This is a genomic window from Bacteroides stercoris ATCC 43183, assembly GCF_025147325.1.
GTDB classification, from domain to species: domain Bacteria; phylum Bacteroidota; class Bacteroidia; order Bacteroidales; family Bacteroidaceae; genus Bacteroides; species Bacteroides stercoris.
In genome coordinates this window covers 2,462,901-2,478,022 of record NZ_CP102262.1, presented here as the reverse complement: position 1 = coordinate 2,478,022, position 15,122 = coordinate 2,462,901, and the positions used below count along the sequence as shown (strand labels likewise).

Annotated in this window: 10 protein-coding genes and 1 riboswitch; of the genes, 6 read left to right on the top strand and 4 right to left on the bottom strand. The window is 50.0% G+C overall.

What is annotated here, in order from left to right:
- Positions 1-5 precede the first annotated feature (5 nt).
- Together NQ565_RS10135 and NQ565_RS10130 are read right to left on the bottom strand one after the other, a co-directional pair.
- A complete protein-coding gene (locus NQ565_RS10135) occupies positions 6-1,496 on the bottom strand; it encodes a leucine-rich repeat domain-containing protein (RefSeq protein ID WP_005653278.1) in 1,491 nt (496 codons plus the stop codon).
- Between the two features lie 372 nt (positions 1,497-1,868).
- Positions 1,869-2,867, bottom strand: coding sequence for a tyrosine-type recombinase/integrase (locus tag NQ565_RS10130; RefSeq protein ID WP_005653279.1), 999 nt, complete (start codon positions 2,865-2,867; stop codon positions 1,869-1,871).
- A 101-nt stretch (positions 2,868-2,968) separates the two neighbouring features.
- Here NQ565_RS10130 and NQ565_RS10125 point away from each other — a divergent pair, with 101 nt between their 5' ends.
- The 3 genes from NQ565_RS10125 (at position 2,969) to NQ565_RS10115 (ending at position 8,172) form a co-directional block, all read left to right on the top strand.
- A complete protein-coding gene (locus NQ565_RS10125) occupies positions 2,969-4,378 on the top strand; it encodes a TolC family protein (RefSeq protein ID WP_005653282.1) in 1,410 nt (469 codons plus the stop codon).
- A gap of 134 nt (positions 4,379-4,512) precedes the next feature.
- The gene (locus tag NQ565_RS10120; RefSeq protein ID WP_005653284.1) at positions 4,513-5,499 is read left to right on the top strand and encodes an HlyD family secretion protein; all 987 of its coding nucleotides are present in this window, start codon (positions 4,513-4,515) and stop codon (positions 5,497-5,499) included.
- Positions 5,500-5,811: 312 nt separating this feature from the next.
- The gene (locus NQ565_RS10115; RefSeq protein WP_005653287.1) at positions 5,812-8,172 is read left to right on the top strand and encodes an ABC transporter permease; all 2,361 of its coding nucleotides are present in this window, start codon (positions 5,812-5,814) and stop codon (positions 8,170-8,172) included.
- A gap of 190 nt (positions 8,173-8,362) precedes the next feature.
- Here NQ565_RS10115 and NQ565_RS10110 read toward each other — a convergent pair whose 3' ends face one another.
- A complete protein-coding gene (locus NQ565_RS10110) occupies positions 8,363-8,932 on the bottom strand; it encodes a cob(I)yrinic acid a,c-diamide adenosyltransferase (RefSeq protein ID WP_005653289.1) in 570 nt (189 codons plus the stop codon).
- A gap of 14 nt (positions 8,933-8,946) precedes the next feature.
- The gene (locus NQ565_RS10105; protein ID WP_005653290.1) at positions 8,947-10,323 is read right to left on the bottom strand and encodes a cobyrinate a,c-diamide synthase; all 1,377 of its coding nucleotides are present in this window, start codon (positions 10,321-10,323) and stop codon (positions 8,947-8,949) included.
- A gap of 114 nt (positions 10,324-10,437) precedes the next feature.
- On the opposite strand from NQ565_RS10105, the gene NQ565_RS10100 reads away from it, so the two are divergent.
- The 3 genes from NQ565_RS10100 (at position 10,438) to NQ565_RS10090 (ending at position 15,108) form a co-directional block, all read left to right on the top strand.
- Positions 10,438-11,868 (top strand): RapZ C-terminal domain-containing protein, encoded by a 1,431-nt coding sequence (locus NQ565_RS10100; RefSeq protein WP_005653292.1) that lies wholly within the window; start codon positions 10,438-10,440, stop codon positions 11,866-11,868.
- Positions 11,869-11,892: 24 nt separating this feature from the next.
- The gene (locus NQ565_RS10095) at positions 11,893-12,627 is read left to right on the top strand and encodes a nucleotidyltransferase family protein (protein ID WP_005653293.1); all 735 of its coding nucleotides are present in this window, start codon (positions 11,893-11,895) and stop codon (positions 12,625-12,627) included.
- A gap of 67 nt (positions 12,628-12,694) precedes the next feature.
- A riboswitch (cobalamin riboswitch) is annotated at positions 12,695-12,898 on the top strand.
- Between the two features lie 137 nt (positions 12,899-13,035).
- On the top strand, positions 13,036-15,108 hold the full coding sequence (locus NQ565_RS10090) for a TonB-dependent receptor plug domain-containing protein (RefSeq protein ID WP_005653295.1): 2,073 nt from the start codon (positions 13,036-13,038) through the stop codon (positions 15,106-15,108).
- Positions 15,109-15,122: the final 14 nt, after the last annotated feature.

Genomic DNA, 15,122 nt, shown 5'->3' with positions numbered 1-15,122 from the left:
AGGCTCTAAATACTAATCTTGAACACATCATCTGCTATGGAGGTTACTCCGGCAGGAATCCTTATGTTCCGGAGCGAAGTACAACGGTTAAAAGCCGCCTCACCTATTGAGGTAATGCCGTCGTGCCAGTTCACATGCTCCAGATACTTGCAGTCTTGAAAAGTCCAATTGGGGATGGCAGTCACGGTAGAGGGGATGCTGACAGAACGGATGCCGCATCCGTAGAAAGTGCTTTCAGACAAGGATTGTACACCTTCGTGCAAGACAACACTCTGCAGGTTTCCGCAGTTCTCGAACACCCAACGGCCCAGTGTTTCCACACTTCCCGGAATATCAATCAACGACAAGGAAACACAATTTCTAAAAGCACAATTACCTACCGTTTTCAGTTTTTCGGACAGGATGACCTCACGCAGGTTACTACATCCTTCAAAGGCATATTCGGTGATTGTTTCAGCATTGCCGGTATCGACATAATCCAATGCCCGGCAATTGAGGAATGCAGATTTACCGATGGTAACAAGGCTTGCGGGAAGCATCACTTCTTTCAATGTTGTATTAGGCTGATAACCGTCATCCGGATGAAAGCCCAATCCCCAACCGGGAAGGGTAACCATATCCGTCATGGAGAGGTCGAGCACTTCGAGTTTGGTAAGGGTATTGCGGATATAGGCAAGGTCGGTAGCATCCACACTACCTTTTATGACAAGCACAGCCAGCTCCACGTCGGTAGCTACACTGCTCAGATTTCCGGCAGTAGAGGTTACAGCAGCAACAGTGGAATACTTAATGGGACGTGTAACGGTTGTCTCCATACCTTTCTTATCTACCAACGTCACTTTCAGAATAGCGGTATCGGAAAGCTTTACATGTTTTGGCGGAGTAAGCGTAACTTTGGAGCTGTTGGGAATAATCATTCCGTCATCACCAAAAGCCGGTTGGGTTATGTCCACCTTCCAAACACCGTTCGTACCGGCAGAAGCACGGGTTTGTATATCCGTCCCCGTACCGTTATCGTTGGTGACGGTAGCTGCAATGGATGTATAATCACCGGATTTCAAGGTAGAGGGAAACAGCAATGGGATATCCAAGCTGGAAGCGGTACAATATAATACATCGTAACCGTCGAGTCCGATGGTGACGGCATTGCTTCGGGGCAGTGTAATGGTCGTTGTTCCGTCGGCAAGCGTAAAGACCACGCAATCACCATGTGAAGTATCCACCGCAGCAATTACGGAAGTTCCGCAAAGAATGGTTACCGGCTCTGCCTGGGCAAAAGTGATGAGGTAACCGGGTACTCCTTCCACGGTAGTGGGTACTACCGAAAGGATGTAATCACGGTTTTGCAAAGCTTCGGTCAAGGTCTGCAAGGCTTTCACCTGATCTGTGACTTCGGCAATCTGTGTACGGATACCGGTGTCATCGTACTCGTTATCACATCCGGACATTGCTACTGTCAGAAAGAACAACAGTGCATAAATTTTAGTCTTCATCATGTTGATTGTCTTTTAATTAATAAATATGGGAATTGATTGTAGATTACTTATCAAGTAACGGCCGGCAAACGAAAAGAAGACTGTGTAGTTCATGGAATCCACACATGAACCAACCGTTGCCACCGCTATAATTCCTGTCTTTCAACCATCGAAGTTCCGGCTCCGCTTTTACATCCGAAGCGGGGAAAGGGGGTCGTATACCTTATACGGAATACGAACGGGGCAATATATATATTATAAGGTGGGATTTACGGGTTTCGGGACTAAATACAAGATTTAATTAAACTTTCTCTAACAATTGATTGGCATTTGGTAAAAATAAGCATATATTTACGACGTAAACGATACCGTTACTTGATAAGTAATTCCGGCTTATAATCCTGCCCTATACCCTGTTTCATTTTTCCATTTACATTTTCTAACGGAAGCTATCAGTTGCCTGTTTGCCTTATCGACCAGCTCATTGCCGAAAGGCTTGAGATAGGTTTCCGTCACCCGCAGGGACGAATGCCCCAAAGCCTGACTGATAATCCCCACCGGCTGTCCGCTATGGAAAGCAAGTGTAGCCCATGTGTGCCGGGCCGTGTATGAGCTGACCCGTACACCGGGCAGCAAGCGGCTCATCACCTGCCCCAACTTGCAATTGAAATGCCGAAGGGCATCCTGATAATTGCGGTACGACTGCCAGCCGTCCCGTATCCTCGCATCGAGTATGGGGAAAAGGTAGGGCGATGCAGAATGCCTGTCGGCGTACTTCGCTATCAGCACAAGAGCCTCACGGGGAATGCGTACCGTTATCGGCTTATCCGTCTTATGACGGCTGTAGGTTATCCTGCCATCCTGCATATCGCGCTTGCGCAAATGGGCAAGGTCTATGAAAGGCATGCCGCGGAGCAAGAACATCAGCAGAAAATAAGCAAGTACCGCCTGCTGCTGTGGAGAAAGACTGGAAAGGTCGGCTTCCAGCAACTGTTCCATCTGGCGGGCAGTGAGCGCACGCTTGGTCTGCGACACCACACCGGTATAGACATCGTCGAAGAGTCGCGGATTGTGCTCCGCCGTGCCGGGCGGCATCCAACGGTTGTAAACGGCACGCAAAGTACGCATGTAGGTGGATATGGTGTTCTGCGTCAGTTTACGGAGCAGCATCCACTGTTCGTACTCTTTCAGGCGACCGGGTGTGAAGACTTCCTGCATCGGCATGGAGCACTCCTCCTCCCCGCTGCAGGAGAAGCGGATGAAGGAGCGGAGCGTACAGGCATAGATATGTACTGCCGGCGGCTTCCTGTCACGCCTTAGTTCTTCAATCACTTTCATCATGTAGGCAGACAAATCCGTTGTGCCCACATCTTTTGTTTCTACTTCATTCATAAATCTGCTTTATTAGTTTTTTATGCAATATACGAACGAACAATCTTTCGCAAAGAGTGTTTGAAAGACTATTATTCCAACCTAAACGAAAAACTTAATATATGAAACAAATCTTACTCATCATCTTCTTGGGAGCAAGTGTTTCCGCAACGGCGCAAATCCTCTCCCTGAGCTTCGATGATGCCCTTCGGCAGATGCAGCAGGGAAACCGCAGCCTGAAGATAGCCGACAAGGACATCGAAGCCGCACGAACGGAACGTGACAAGCTAAACGCCCTTTGGTATCCGAGCCTGCAAGGTGCGGGCACATTCGTACACCTGTCCGAAAAGATAGAAGTGAAGCAACCGTTGTCGCAATTTACCGACCCTGCCAAAGACTTTGTCCACAACCTCGTACCGGACGACCAATTTATCAGCAGTATCCTCGACCAGATAGGCAGCCACACCCTCGCCTTTCCGCTCGCACCCCGTAACCTCAGTACGGTAGGCCTGACCGCCGAATGGATCGTGTTTTCCGGTGGAAAGCGCATCCGTGCCGGCAAGATAGGAAACGCAATGATTGACATCGCCCGCGAGAACCGCGAACAGACAGACGCCACGCAGCGTGTCCTCTTGGCGGAAAGTTATTTCGGACTGCGTCTGGCACAAGAAGTGGTGCGTGTACGCCAAGATACCTACAACAGTCTGAAACGTCATTACGAAAATGCCTTGAAACTGGAAGCCGCCGGAATGATAGACAAGGCCGGACGCCTCTTTGCGCAAGTGAACATGGACGAAGCGCAACGCTCGCTGGAAGCCTCACAAAAGGAAGCAGCCGTTCTGCAAAACGCTTTGCGTACATTGCTCAACATAAGGGATACTTGCAGCATACAACCCGTTTCCCCGCTTTTCATAAACGCCGTGCTACCTGCAAAAGAGGAGTTCCTGCAAACCATGCAAACCGAGAACTATACCGTTAACCAATTGCAGTTGCAATCGCATATAGCCAAACAACAGCTCCGTATCGAACAGAGCGGCTACCTGCCGGACATCGCCGTATTCGGCAAGCAGACGCTATATGCCCACGGTATCCAAAGCAACCTCATCCCCCGCACCATGATAGGAGTAGGATTCACCTGGAATCTCTTTGACGGTCTGGCACGGGAAAAACGGATACGCCAATCCAAGATAACCCAACAGACCCTCTCCATAGGGCAGGAAAAAGCCAAAGACGATTTAAGTGTGGGTATCGACAAACTCTATACGCAGATGCAGAAAGCACAGGATAACGTTCGTGCCCTGAACACAACCATAGAACTGAGCGAAGAGTTAGTGCGCATCCGCAAGAAATCGTTCACTGAAGGCATGGCAACAAGCACCGAAGTAATAGATTCAGAAACGATGCTGGCAACCGTATGCGTGGCCCGACTGGCAGCCTATTACGAGTATGACGTGGCGTTGATGAATCTGCTGGCGCTTTGCGGCACGCCGGAAGAATTCGGGAAACTTAGTAATTTGAGAGTTGAGAATTAAAAATTGAGAAACAGGCTGTGCAATGAGGATTACACTGAAAACACAGATTTTCCTTATTCCGTATAATCCGTACCTAAAAAGAAACAACAAGTGTATTTGGATACACCGTACTTTATAGTTTATACTTAAATTAAATGAATATCAGCAACAAAACCATCAGCATCGCATTCATCGTCGTATTAATCGTTACCGTAGGAGTATCGGTTATCGGAATGTCACTTATGAGCCGGCAGCCAATGGTGCTGCAAGGGCAGGTAGAAGCCACGGAGATACGCATCAGCGGAAAACTGCCGGGGCGTGTAGATTCTTTCCTCGTACAAGAGGGAGATTGGGTAAAAGCGGGTGACACGCTCGTTGTCATCAACAGTCCCACTATCGAAGCCAAATACCGTCAGGTAAATGCTTTGGAACAGGTGGCGCAGGAACAGAACAAAAAGATTGATGCCGGAACGCGCAGGCAGATTATCGCTACAGCCTTGCAGCTTTGGAATAAGACGCAAAGCGACCTGACGCTTGCCCAAACCACCTATCAGCGCATCCTCACCCTTTATAAAGACAGTGTGGTTACTTCGCAACGAAAGGACGAAGTAGAAGCCATGTACAAAGCCGCACAAGCTGCCGAACGCGCGGCATACCAGCAATATCAAATGGCTGTGGACGGCGCGCAAAGCGAAGACCGCGCTGCCGCACGTAGCCTTGTAGATGCCGCACGCAGCACGGTGGATGAAGTTTCCGCCCTTCTTGTAGACTCCAGGCTCACTGCTCCCGAAGACGGACAGATAGCCACTATCTTTCCCAAGCGCGGCGAGCTGGTGGCTCCGGGCACGCCTATCATGAGCCTGGTGGTGATGAGCGATGCACACGTAGTCCTGAACATCCGGGAAGACCTGATGCCACAGTTCAAAATGGGCGGCACTTTCAAAGCGGACATTCCTGCCCTCGACAAGAAAGACATAGAGTTCCGCATCTATTACATCAGTCCGCTGGGAAGTTTCGCCACTTGGAAATCGACCAAGCAGACAGGCAGTTACGATATGCAGACGTTCGAGATACATGCACGACCTGTACAAGCGGTGGAAGGGCTTAGACCGGGAATGTCAGCAATCGTAAATAAAGTATAAAAAGGAAAGAAGGGAAACCGGACAATCTTTTTTTAGGCATAAGAACAAAAGAACATATTCATGATTATAACATATGCTAATGTTTTCTTATTTGTTCTTATGTCTAAAAAATCCGTCATCACCCTATTTGAAAAAAGTCTGTCATCACCCAAATAGATACCGTTCAGAGTTGAAACGCCAATCATCTCACCATACAAATTTCCTATTATGAACTTATTATATAATGTCCTCTTCCGCGAATGTCACCGTATCACCTCACGCCGTCTCTATTTCAGCGTGTGCATCCTCCTGCCCTTGTTCTGCCTGTTCTTTATGGCTACCATTTTCGGAAACGGACAGATGGAGAATATTCCTATCGGCATTGTAGACCAAGATAATACGGCAGCCTCACGTACCATAGCACGGCGCATTGCCGCCACACCTACTTTCCGGGTTACGGAGCACTTTACGGACGAAGCCTCTGCACGACAGGCATTGCAACGGAAGGAGATATACGGCTACTTGTCCATCCCGCCGCAGTTTGAGCAGAAAACAGTCAGCGGGACGGGTGCAACGCTGACTTACTATTACCATTACGCCCTTCTTTCGGTAGGAAGCGAACTGATGGCAGCATTTGAAACCACACTCGCCCCCGTAGCACTGTCGCCCATCGTTGTACAGGCTGAAGCATTGGGTGTGGGGCAGGAACAGATACAGACGTTCCTTCTTCCGGTAGAAGCCAATACGCATCCGCTTTATAATCCGGATATGGATTACTCTATCTATCTGAGCCAGCCGTTTTTCTTCGTTCTATTCCAGATACTGATTCTACTTGTAACGGTGTATGCCATAGGCAGCGAATTCAAGTTCGGGACAACGCAAGAATGGATGGGGGCTGCCACACCCGCAGGAAAAGACCCGGCTAATCTGCGGAATGCCGATATGCTGACTGCCGTCGCAGGAAAGCTGTTGCCCTACACCGTTATGTTCTCCGTTATAGGCATACTGGCAAACTACGTGTTGTTCGGACTGATGAACATACCGTTTCAAGGCAGCTTGTGGCTGATGAACATCGTAACGGTACTGTTTATCATGGCTACGCAGGCATTGGCGGTGCTGATATTCTCTATCTTTCCCAAGATAGCCTATATCATCAGCGTGGTGTCAATGGTAGGCTCTTTGGGAGCTACACTGTCGGGAGTGACATTTCCGGTAACGGCAATGTATGCACCGGTGCATGCGGCGTCCTACCTGTTTCCGGTACGGCACTTCACCGAAGCGGCACAGGCTATGATTTATTTCGGTGCGGGGTTTGCTTATTTCTGGCAATCGGTGGCTGTACTACTGGTATTCCTGCTGCTGGCCATACTGATTCTGCCTTTATTGAAGTGGTGGATACTGAGGAGGAAGGAAAGCGAAGAAACTCTCCATATCGGAGACAAAGCATTGTCCGGCATTGCAGCGACCGATATACAGTCCGGTATATCATCCGGTGCATCGCCCGGCACGGAAGCATCCCTGAGCAATGTCATCCGCCACGAATGGAAAGCCATTGCCACCAATCCCGCCATCCTGCTGGTGCTGGCAGGGGGAATCTTCCTTTATGGCTTACTCTACAACTATATGTATGCTCCCAATCTGGTACGCAAAGCACCGGTTGCCGTAGTAGACCTCTCCCACTCCGCACTCAGCCGGGAGTACGTACGATGGCTGGATGCCGCCCCGCAGACTTCGGTCTATGCCCAAACGCCCAATATCCTCGAAGCCCGCAAGTGGATGAAAAAAGGCGAGGTTACCGGTATACTCTACATTCCTTCCGACTTCGAGACGCATGTAGCGCGCGGCGAGACTTCCGTATTCACCCTGTATGCCGCCACGGACGCATTCCTCAACTTCAAGGGATTGCAAGAAGCAAGCTCGCGCGTGATGCTTGCCGTAAACGATACCCACCGGCGTACCGGAACAGTATTCCTGCCGCCGCAAGGTCTGTTGGCCGTTGCGTCGTCCACTCCCGTCAGCGTATCGGGAACGGCCCTTTACAATTACACCGAAGGATACGGTTCTTACCTGATTCCCGCCGTAATGATTGTCATCATCTTCCAGACAATGCTGATGGTGATTGCCATGCTTACCGGCGAAGAAGCAGAACAGCAGCGGGAAGGCGTTTACAGCATGAAAGCCCGTTCCCTGAAAGATATGCTGTGCATCGTATCGGGAAGAACCTTCGTATATGTAATGCTGTATGTTGTGTTCTCCATGTTCCTGTTGGGACTGCTGCCGCATATTTTCAGCATTCCCAATATAGGAAGCGGTTGGGACATTGTCACTATGATGATTCCTTTCCTGCTTGCCACGAGTTTCTTTGCGCTTGCCGTGTCCCGCTGGTTTACCGACTCCGAAGCCCCACTGCTGATGATAGCCTTCTTTTCTGTGGGTTACATCTTCCTTTCCGGCGTGTCTTACCCGCTGGAACTGATGCCCTGGTACTGGCAAGCGGCGCATTACGTCTTCCCTGTGGCCCCCGCAGTACTCGCTTTCGTAAAATTAAATTCAATGGGCGGCAGCCTTGCCGACATCTGGCCTCAGATGCTGACGCTGTGGATACAAGTAATCATATACGGTGCGTGGGCGGTGTACACTACAAGGAGAGTCTATAAACGAAGTAACATAAAGACAGGTGATATAGAGGCATAAAAAAAGGCTATCTATCCCAGACAGCCAATCTTTTTGTTAACCTTAAATCTAATACTATGAAAAACACATTGCAAATATACGGACATTTCGGGAATCTCCAAATTATCGGAGGACTGTGGTCCTACTTATAACATGGTTTAATAGGAATACGCTGTTGTTAACAAATCAGCACCCGGAAATTAAGAAAAACTTACAGTCTTTTCCTCTTATAAGCAAATTCCTGCCATTTCTCTTCCGGCCAATCCTGCCGCTGCATCTCCGTACGCGCCATGACAAAGAAGAGATCTGACAGACGGTTCACAAAACGCAAAATATCCTCATTCAGCGGAGCTTGGCGATGCAGTGTCCATAAGCGTCGCTCGGCACGCCTTGCCACTGTGCGGGCAAAATGCAGGTGCGCAGAAACAGGCGTACCGCCCGGCAGAAGAAAATAGCCGTTCTCCTTCAGTCCGGCAGTCATGGCATCCATTTCCTGTTCGCAGCGTACGGTCAGTTCGGCGGCAGAAAGAAAATTGGGGTTCAACACGCCATCGGGCGTAGCTACATGGCTCATCACTACCATCAGTTCTCTTTGAATGGTATGCAGCAGTTCCTGCCAATTGTCTTCGGCAGGAAGCATGGAACGTACAATTCCTATTACGGCATTCAGTTCGTCCAAACAGCCGTTTGCCTCGATGCGAATATCATCTTTGGGAACACGCGCTCCGCCATGAATGCCGGTGGTTCCTTTGTCTCCCGTACGGGTATATACTTTTTTCATCTTTCAGCGTATGCTTATTCAAATAAACTCATTATATCCGTTTCACCCCAATAAAGATGCGTGTAACTTGCTATCGTATTCTTGTAGCGGAATACGGGCGTGTTCACCGGTTGCCCTTTGGCATTATACACCTGCACGACGGTAGGCGGCATATACAGCTCTTTCTTACTGTCATCGGGAGCCGTCCCCGACTTGCCGAACTGCGTATAATGAAACTCGTGCCCCCGCAAACGCTGCCCCTTATAGTCGAAGCTACGATACCCCAATGTCAATTTTCGATATTCACTCTCATTGGAGATATAAAAAGGAAACACACCCGCCATTCTGTCGAACCCGCTGCCGCCACTCTCATGCTCCCGTTTGTCATAACCTATGGCATACGAAAGGTAAATCATTCCGCCACACTCTGCCAGCGTCTTTCCGCCGCGCTCTATATACTCCCGAACGGATTCTTTCACCTGACGGGCTCCGGCAAGCGTCACGGAATGTTTTTCTGGATACCCGCCCGGCAAGTACAACAAATCGGTGTCCTGCGCTATGGGGACATCCTTTTCCGGATCGAAGAAAGAGATACGACCCATTCCGCGCAACATCTCCAAATGTTCTTCATAAATGAAAGAGAAAGACTCCTCGTTACGTGCCACCAAGATACGCAGGTTGCCCGGTTTCCTACCGCCGACAAACTCCCTATCCCTTTCCCGCGTTTCCCGCAACGGAACCGCCGTCTTCGCCAGCAGCAGTTTCCAATCCACGCATTGCTCCAATAACCTTGTCAGAATACCTATGGCATCCGTGCCTTTGGATCGACTGAAATCAAGTCCCAAATAACGTGATTCCTGCTCCAGCACTTTCTCCTTTGGAAGATACCCCAAACAGGTTATGCCTATCTCGGCACACACTTCCCTGAGCATTTCATAATGGCGGGGCGACCCTACACGATTGAATATCACCCCCGCAATCCGTATATCCGGACGAAAATGGATGAATCCCGACAGCAAAGGAGCCATTGAATAAGCGGCAGACTTGGCATCCACCACCAGCACGACTGGAAGTTGCAACAACTGAGCTATCTCCGCCGAAGAGCCCCGGTCGCGATCATATCCGTCAAACATTCCCATCATCCCTTCCACAATGCAAATATCCGCAGAAACGGCATGACGTGCATAGAGTTCGCACACATGTTCACCGGAAGCCATAAACGTATCCAGATTAATGGATGCACGTCCGCATACAGCCGCATGATATTTGGTATCGATATAATCCGGACCGCATTTAAAAGGCTGTACCGCCAATCCTTTTTGTGTCAGCAAAGCCATTAGTCCGCGGCTTACGGTGGTCTTTCCGCTACCCGATGTGGGGGCTGCTATGAGAAACTGAGAAACGTGACGCATGTTATTTAGGGTATAAGATATGAAGTATAAAAGGGTTGTTATGGATTTTGTCGGACAAAGGTAATAATATATCCGGTAAAAGTCTTATCTTAGCTGCCAAATATAAAAAACGCTATGATAACCGAAGAACTTAAAAAACTCTACATCACACATACCGGGCACGAACCCGAAGCCATCGACGAACTTCCCTCTTCCGGCTCAAACCGCCGCTATTTCCGCCTCAAAGGTACGCCTACATTGATAGGGGTAAGCGGCGAATCCGTTGAGGAAAACCGTGCCTTTCTCTATATGGCAGAGCATTTCCGCGGAAAAGGATTGCCCGTGCCCGAAGTGTTTATCCGTTCCGAAGACGATATTTACTATTTGCAGGAAGATTTGGGAGATACGCTTCTGTTCAACGCCATCGAAAAAGGACGCAAGACAAGCGTATTCGATGAAGAGGAGAAGCAATTGCTTCGTAAGACCATGCGCCTGCTACCCGCCGTGCAATTTGCCGGAGCCGACGGCATGGACTTCTCCTACTGCTACCCGCAGGCTGAGTTCAACAGTCGTAGCATTCTGTGGGACTTGAACTACTTCAAGTATTGTTTCCTCAAGGCAACGGGCATGGATTTTCAGGAAGACCGCCTGGAAGATGATTTCCAGAAAATGGCAGACGTGCTTCTCCGCAGCAGTTCCGCTACTTTCATGTATCGCGACTTCCAAAGCCGCAACGTAATGATTAAGGATGGCGAACCCTGGCTTATCGACTTTCAGGGCGGACGCAAAGGACCTGTCTACTACGACGTGGCCTCATTCCTGTGGCAAGCCAAGGCCAATTATCCCGACAGCCTGCGCCAAGAACTTCTGAAAGAATACATCGAAGCCCTGCGCAAATACCAGCCGGTAGATGAAAGCTATTTCTATGCCCAACTCCGTCATTTCGTACTGTTCCGCACCATGCAGGTATTGGGCGCATACGGCTTCCGCGGTTACTTCGAGAAGAAGCCCCACTTCATCCAAAGCGTGCCTTTCGCCATTGAAAACCTGCGCCAGCTGTTGCAGGAGCCTTACCCCGAATATCCGTATCTCTGTAAAGTCCTGCACAGGCTGACCGAACTGAAACAATTCACCGACGACCTGCAAAAGCGTCGCCTAGTAGTAAAAGTCACCAGTTTCGCCTATAAAAAAGGTATCCCCGAAGATTCTTCCGGCAACGGCGGCGGTTTCGTATTCGACTGCCGTGCCGTAAACAACCCTGGCAAATACGAACGTTACAAGCCTTTCACCGGCCTCGACGAGCCCGTTGTCCGCTTCCTTGAAGAGGATGGGGAAATCGCCGTATTCCTCGAACACGTATATGGTCTGGTAGATGCATCCGTGAAACGGTATATGGAACGGGGATTTACCAACCTGTCCGTATGTTTCGGCTGTACAGGCGGCCAACACCGCTCCGTATATTCGGCCCAACACCTTGCCGAACACCTCAACAAGAAGTTCGGCGTACAAGTGAACCTGATACACAGAGAACAGAACATAGAACAGAATTTTAGCGCGAAACAGTAATACCGCCCGTCATCCTATTATTTTATGAAAGCAATGATATTTGCCGCCGGACTGGGAACCCGCCTTCGTCCGCTGACAGACCACACCCCAAAAGCACTCATCTCCGTAGCCGGAAAACCGATGCTGGAACGGGTGATTTTACGGCTGAAAGAAGCCGGATTCAATGACATTACGGTCAATATCCACCACTTTGGAGAACAGATTATCGAGTTTCTCCGCGCCAATAACGATTTCGGCATCACTATCCACCTCAGTGACGAACGGGATATGCTGCTCGACACCGGTGGCGGGATAAAGAAAGCGCGTCCGTTCCTGGACGACAACGAACCGTTCCTGGTGCACAATGCCGACATCCTTTCCGACATCAATCTTGCAGAGCTTTACCGGCATCATCGGGAAAGCAATGCAGAGGCTACACTGCTCGTCAGTCAACGACAGACATCACGCTACCTGCTGCTGGACGATGCCAACCGCCTGCACGGCTGGATAAACAAATCCACCGGTGAAACCAAGCCCGAAGGATTCTCTTTCCAAGAAAGGCAATACAAGGAAATGGCTTTCGGTGGCATTCACGTCATATCCCCTTCCCTTTTCCGCTATATGGAAAGCAGACAATGGGAAGGGAAGTTCTCCATTATTCCTTTTTATCTATCCGTGTGCGAAACAGCCTGCATACAGGGTTATCCGCTTCAGGACCGCCGTTGGTTCGACATCGGCAAGCCGGAAACACTTGCAAAAGCAGAGGAATACTACCGATAGAAAGACAAAATGAAGAAAAAAGAAAATAATCAGGAAGAAAAAGCTGAATAATATATAAAAAGTCTTTATCTTTACCCCCGGAATTGGCAATCGGGAAGGCATATCCGCCTGCCGATGCAAGGGAATCCGGTGTAAAACCGGAGCTGTACCTGCAGCTGTAATCCTCAATAAAAGATGTTTGTATCCGCAAAAGCCACTGTCGCGGCAACGCGATGGGAAGGTAATACAAGCAGAGGAGAGCCAGAATACCTACCAACTTCCGTAACTTGAGCACTGAGCTTCCAGGATTAGAAGCGATGTCCCCTATACTGATACGATAGGATTCCTATTTTACTCTTTCGGGCCATTACCTTTCGCACACAGAAGCGAAGTGCCGTTTTGTTTTATCAACGAAAAAATCGGTAGACGATGAAGCACAAGTATTGGCTTGAAGCGGTACTGCTGTGCGGTGTGATGCAATCCGCCCCGGCACAAAGTATCCTTAAAAACAAAGATGAGAAAGAACTCTCGTTACTGCTCAACGAAGTAGTGGTAACAGGTACGGGAACCGAGCACTACCTGAAAGACGCCCCCGTGCAGACAGAGGTGCTCACGGGAAAAGCGCTGGAGCAATATCAGGCGCGCAGCATAGACGACCTTCTCAGCGGGCTCAGCCCTTCCCTCACCTTCCATGACGGCGACATGGGCAGCCATATCCAGCTCAACGGGCTGAACAACGACTATATCCTCATCATGATAAACGGCAAGCGCATGAACGGGGACATCGGCGGACAAAACGACCTCAACCAACTGAATCCCGCCAACATAGAGCGCATCGAAATCGTGAAAGGCGCCGCTTCTTCACTTTACGGCAGCGATGCCATTGCCGGAGTCATCAATATCATTACCAAACGGAGCAGAGAGAAAATGGAACTCACCAGCACCACCCGTGTGGGCGAGCATGGCGATGTACGGCAAAGCGCCAGCTTCGGCTTCAACTACGGCAAACTGAAATCGGTGACCGGTATCAACTTCCGGCACACCGACGGCTGGCGCAATACGGATATGCAATGGGATCAGAACCAACTGAAGCCCGGTTCCACCATGCTTACCGTAAACCGTTCCAGCAACTATACTCTTTCCGAGAATCTGGAATGGCAGGTAAACAGAAAACTGAACCTCACCGCCGAAGGAACGTACTACGAACGTTGGGTGATGCGTACGCACGGCCCGTGGAAGTACCTGCCCAACGACTTCTACTACCGCAACTATACTTTTGCCGCCGGAAGCAGGTACAAGCTGAACGGGCGCAACTACCTCACCGCCGACCTCTCTTACGGTCGCTACGGTTACTTCTACGACTATAAGCTGAAAGACATCACCGACTACTTCAAAGACGGCGACCGCATCACCTACTACCCCGGCCAGCGTATCAAGCAGAGCATACAGCAACAAGTGCTGGCGCAGGTAAAAGGTATCTTTTACTTCGGCGACCGGCACATCCTCAATACTGGCATAGAGTACCAGTACAACCGTCTGGAATCGCCTCACCACATAGCAGGCGACATCGCTTCCGTCTATACGCTCGCCGCCTATGCGCAGGAAGAGTGGACTGCCACAAGCAACCTTATACTGACTGCCGGCGTACGCGGCACGCAACACAAGGAAACCGGACTGAACCTCAGCCCCAAAGTATCCGCACTCCACAAAGCCGGTAACTTCAACCTGCGCGCTTCCTATGCCATGGGCTTCAAGGCGCCTACCATCAAAGAGCTTTATTATGAACACACAGGCAGCATCGGCGGCAGCTCCCTCACCGCCTATCATGGCAATACAGACCTCAAGGCGCAAACCTCACAATACACTTCCATCAGCGTGGAGTATGCAGGAAGCAAGTTCCAAGCGAGCCTGACCGGATATGCCAACTTCATCCGCAACATGATAGAGCTGGTAGAGATAAAAGTCACCCCCGAAGAAAAGCTCCTCGAAATAGAGAAAAGCAAGAAATACACCAACCTCACGAAAGCCCGTATCTATGGCATGGACTTCACCTTCAACTACCGCCCCACGAAAGACATCATGCTGGGCGGTGGGTACAGCTATGCCGATCCGAAAGCGCAGTATGCCGCCGATACGGGCGATAACTACATGAAGTACCTCTACATCGACGCCACATCCAACCATAATGCCACGCTCAACACCACCTGGCAGTACACTTGGCACTGTTACCGCTTCGGCTTGGGAGTGTACGGCCGATACCAGTCGACCCGCCACTACGTTAACGACAACGATGCCGACGGCTTCCAGACATGGCGCATCAACACCGCCCATACCCTAATGAAGATGCGGCACTGGACGCTGACAATGAACATAGGTGTAGACAACCTCTTCAACTACGTAGACCGCACTCCTTTCGGACGTAACCGGGCTACCAGCACGCCGGGAAGGAATTTCTACGCATCGGCGCTTATAAAGTTCAAGAACGGGGGCGGGGCAAAATAGAGAAAAACATCTTT

Bases quoted from the DNA above. Each gene is read 5' to 3' on its own strand.
- NQ565_RS10135 (WP_005653278.1), bottom strand. From the start codon at position 1,496: ATGATGAAGACTAAAATTTATGCACTGTTGTTCTTTCTGACAGTAGCA.
- NQ565_RS10130 (WP_005653279.1), bottom strand. From the start codon at position 2,867: ATGAATGAAGTAGAAACAAAAGATGTGGGCACAACGGATTTGTCTGCC.
- NQ565_RS10125 (WP_005653282.1), top strand. From the start codon at position 2,969: ATGAAACAAATCTTACTCATCATCTTCTTGGGAGCAAGTGTTTCCGCA.
- NQ565_RS10120 (WP_005653284.1), top strand. From the start codon at position 4,513: ATGAATATCAGCAACAAAACCATCAGCATCGCATTCATCGTCGTATTA.
- NQ565_RS10115 (WP_005653287.1), top strand. From the start codon at position 5,812: ATGGCTACCATTTTCGGAAACGGACAGATGGAGAATATTCCTATCGGC.
- NQ565_RS10110 (WP_005653289.1), bottom strand. From the start codon at position 8,932: ATGAAAAAAGTATATACCCGTACGGGAGACAAAGGAACCACCGGCATT.
- NQ565_RS10105 (WP_005653290.1), bottom strand. From the start codon at position 10,323: ATGCGTCACGTTTCTCAGTTTCTCATAGCAGCCCCCACATCGGGTAGC.
- NQ565_RS10100 (WP_005653292.1), top strand. From the start codon at position 10,438: ATGATAACCGAAGAACTTAAAAAACTCTACATCACACATACCGGGCAC.
- NQ565_RS10095 (WP_005653293.1), top strand. From the start codon at position 11,893: ATGAAAGCAATGATATTTGCCGCCGGACTGGGAACCCGCCTTCGTCCG.
- NQ565_RS10090 (WP_005653295.1), top strand. From the start codon at position 13,036: ATGAAGCACAAGTATTGGCTTGAAGCGGTACTGCTGTGCGGTGTGATG.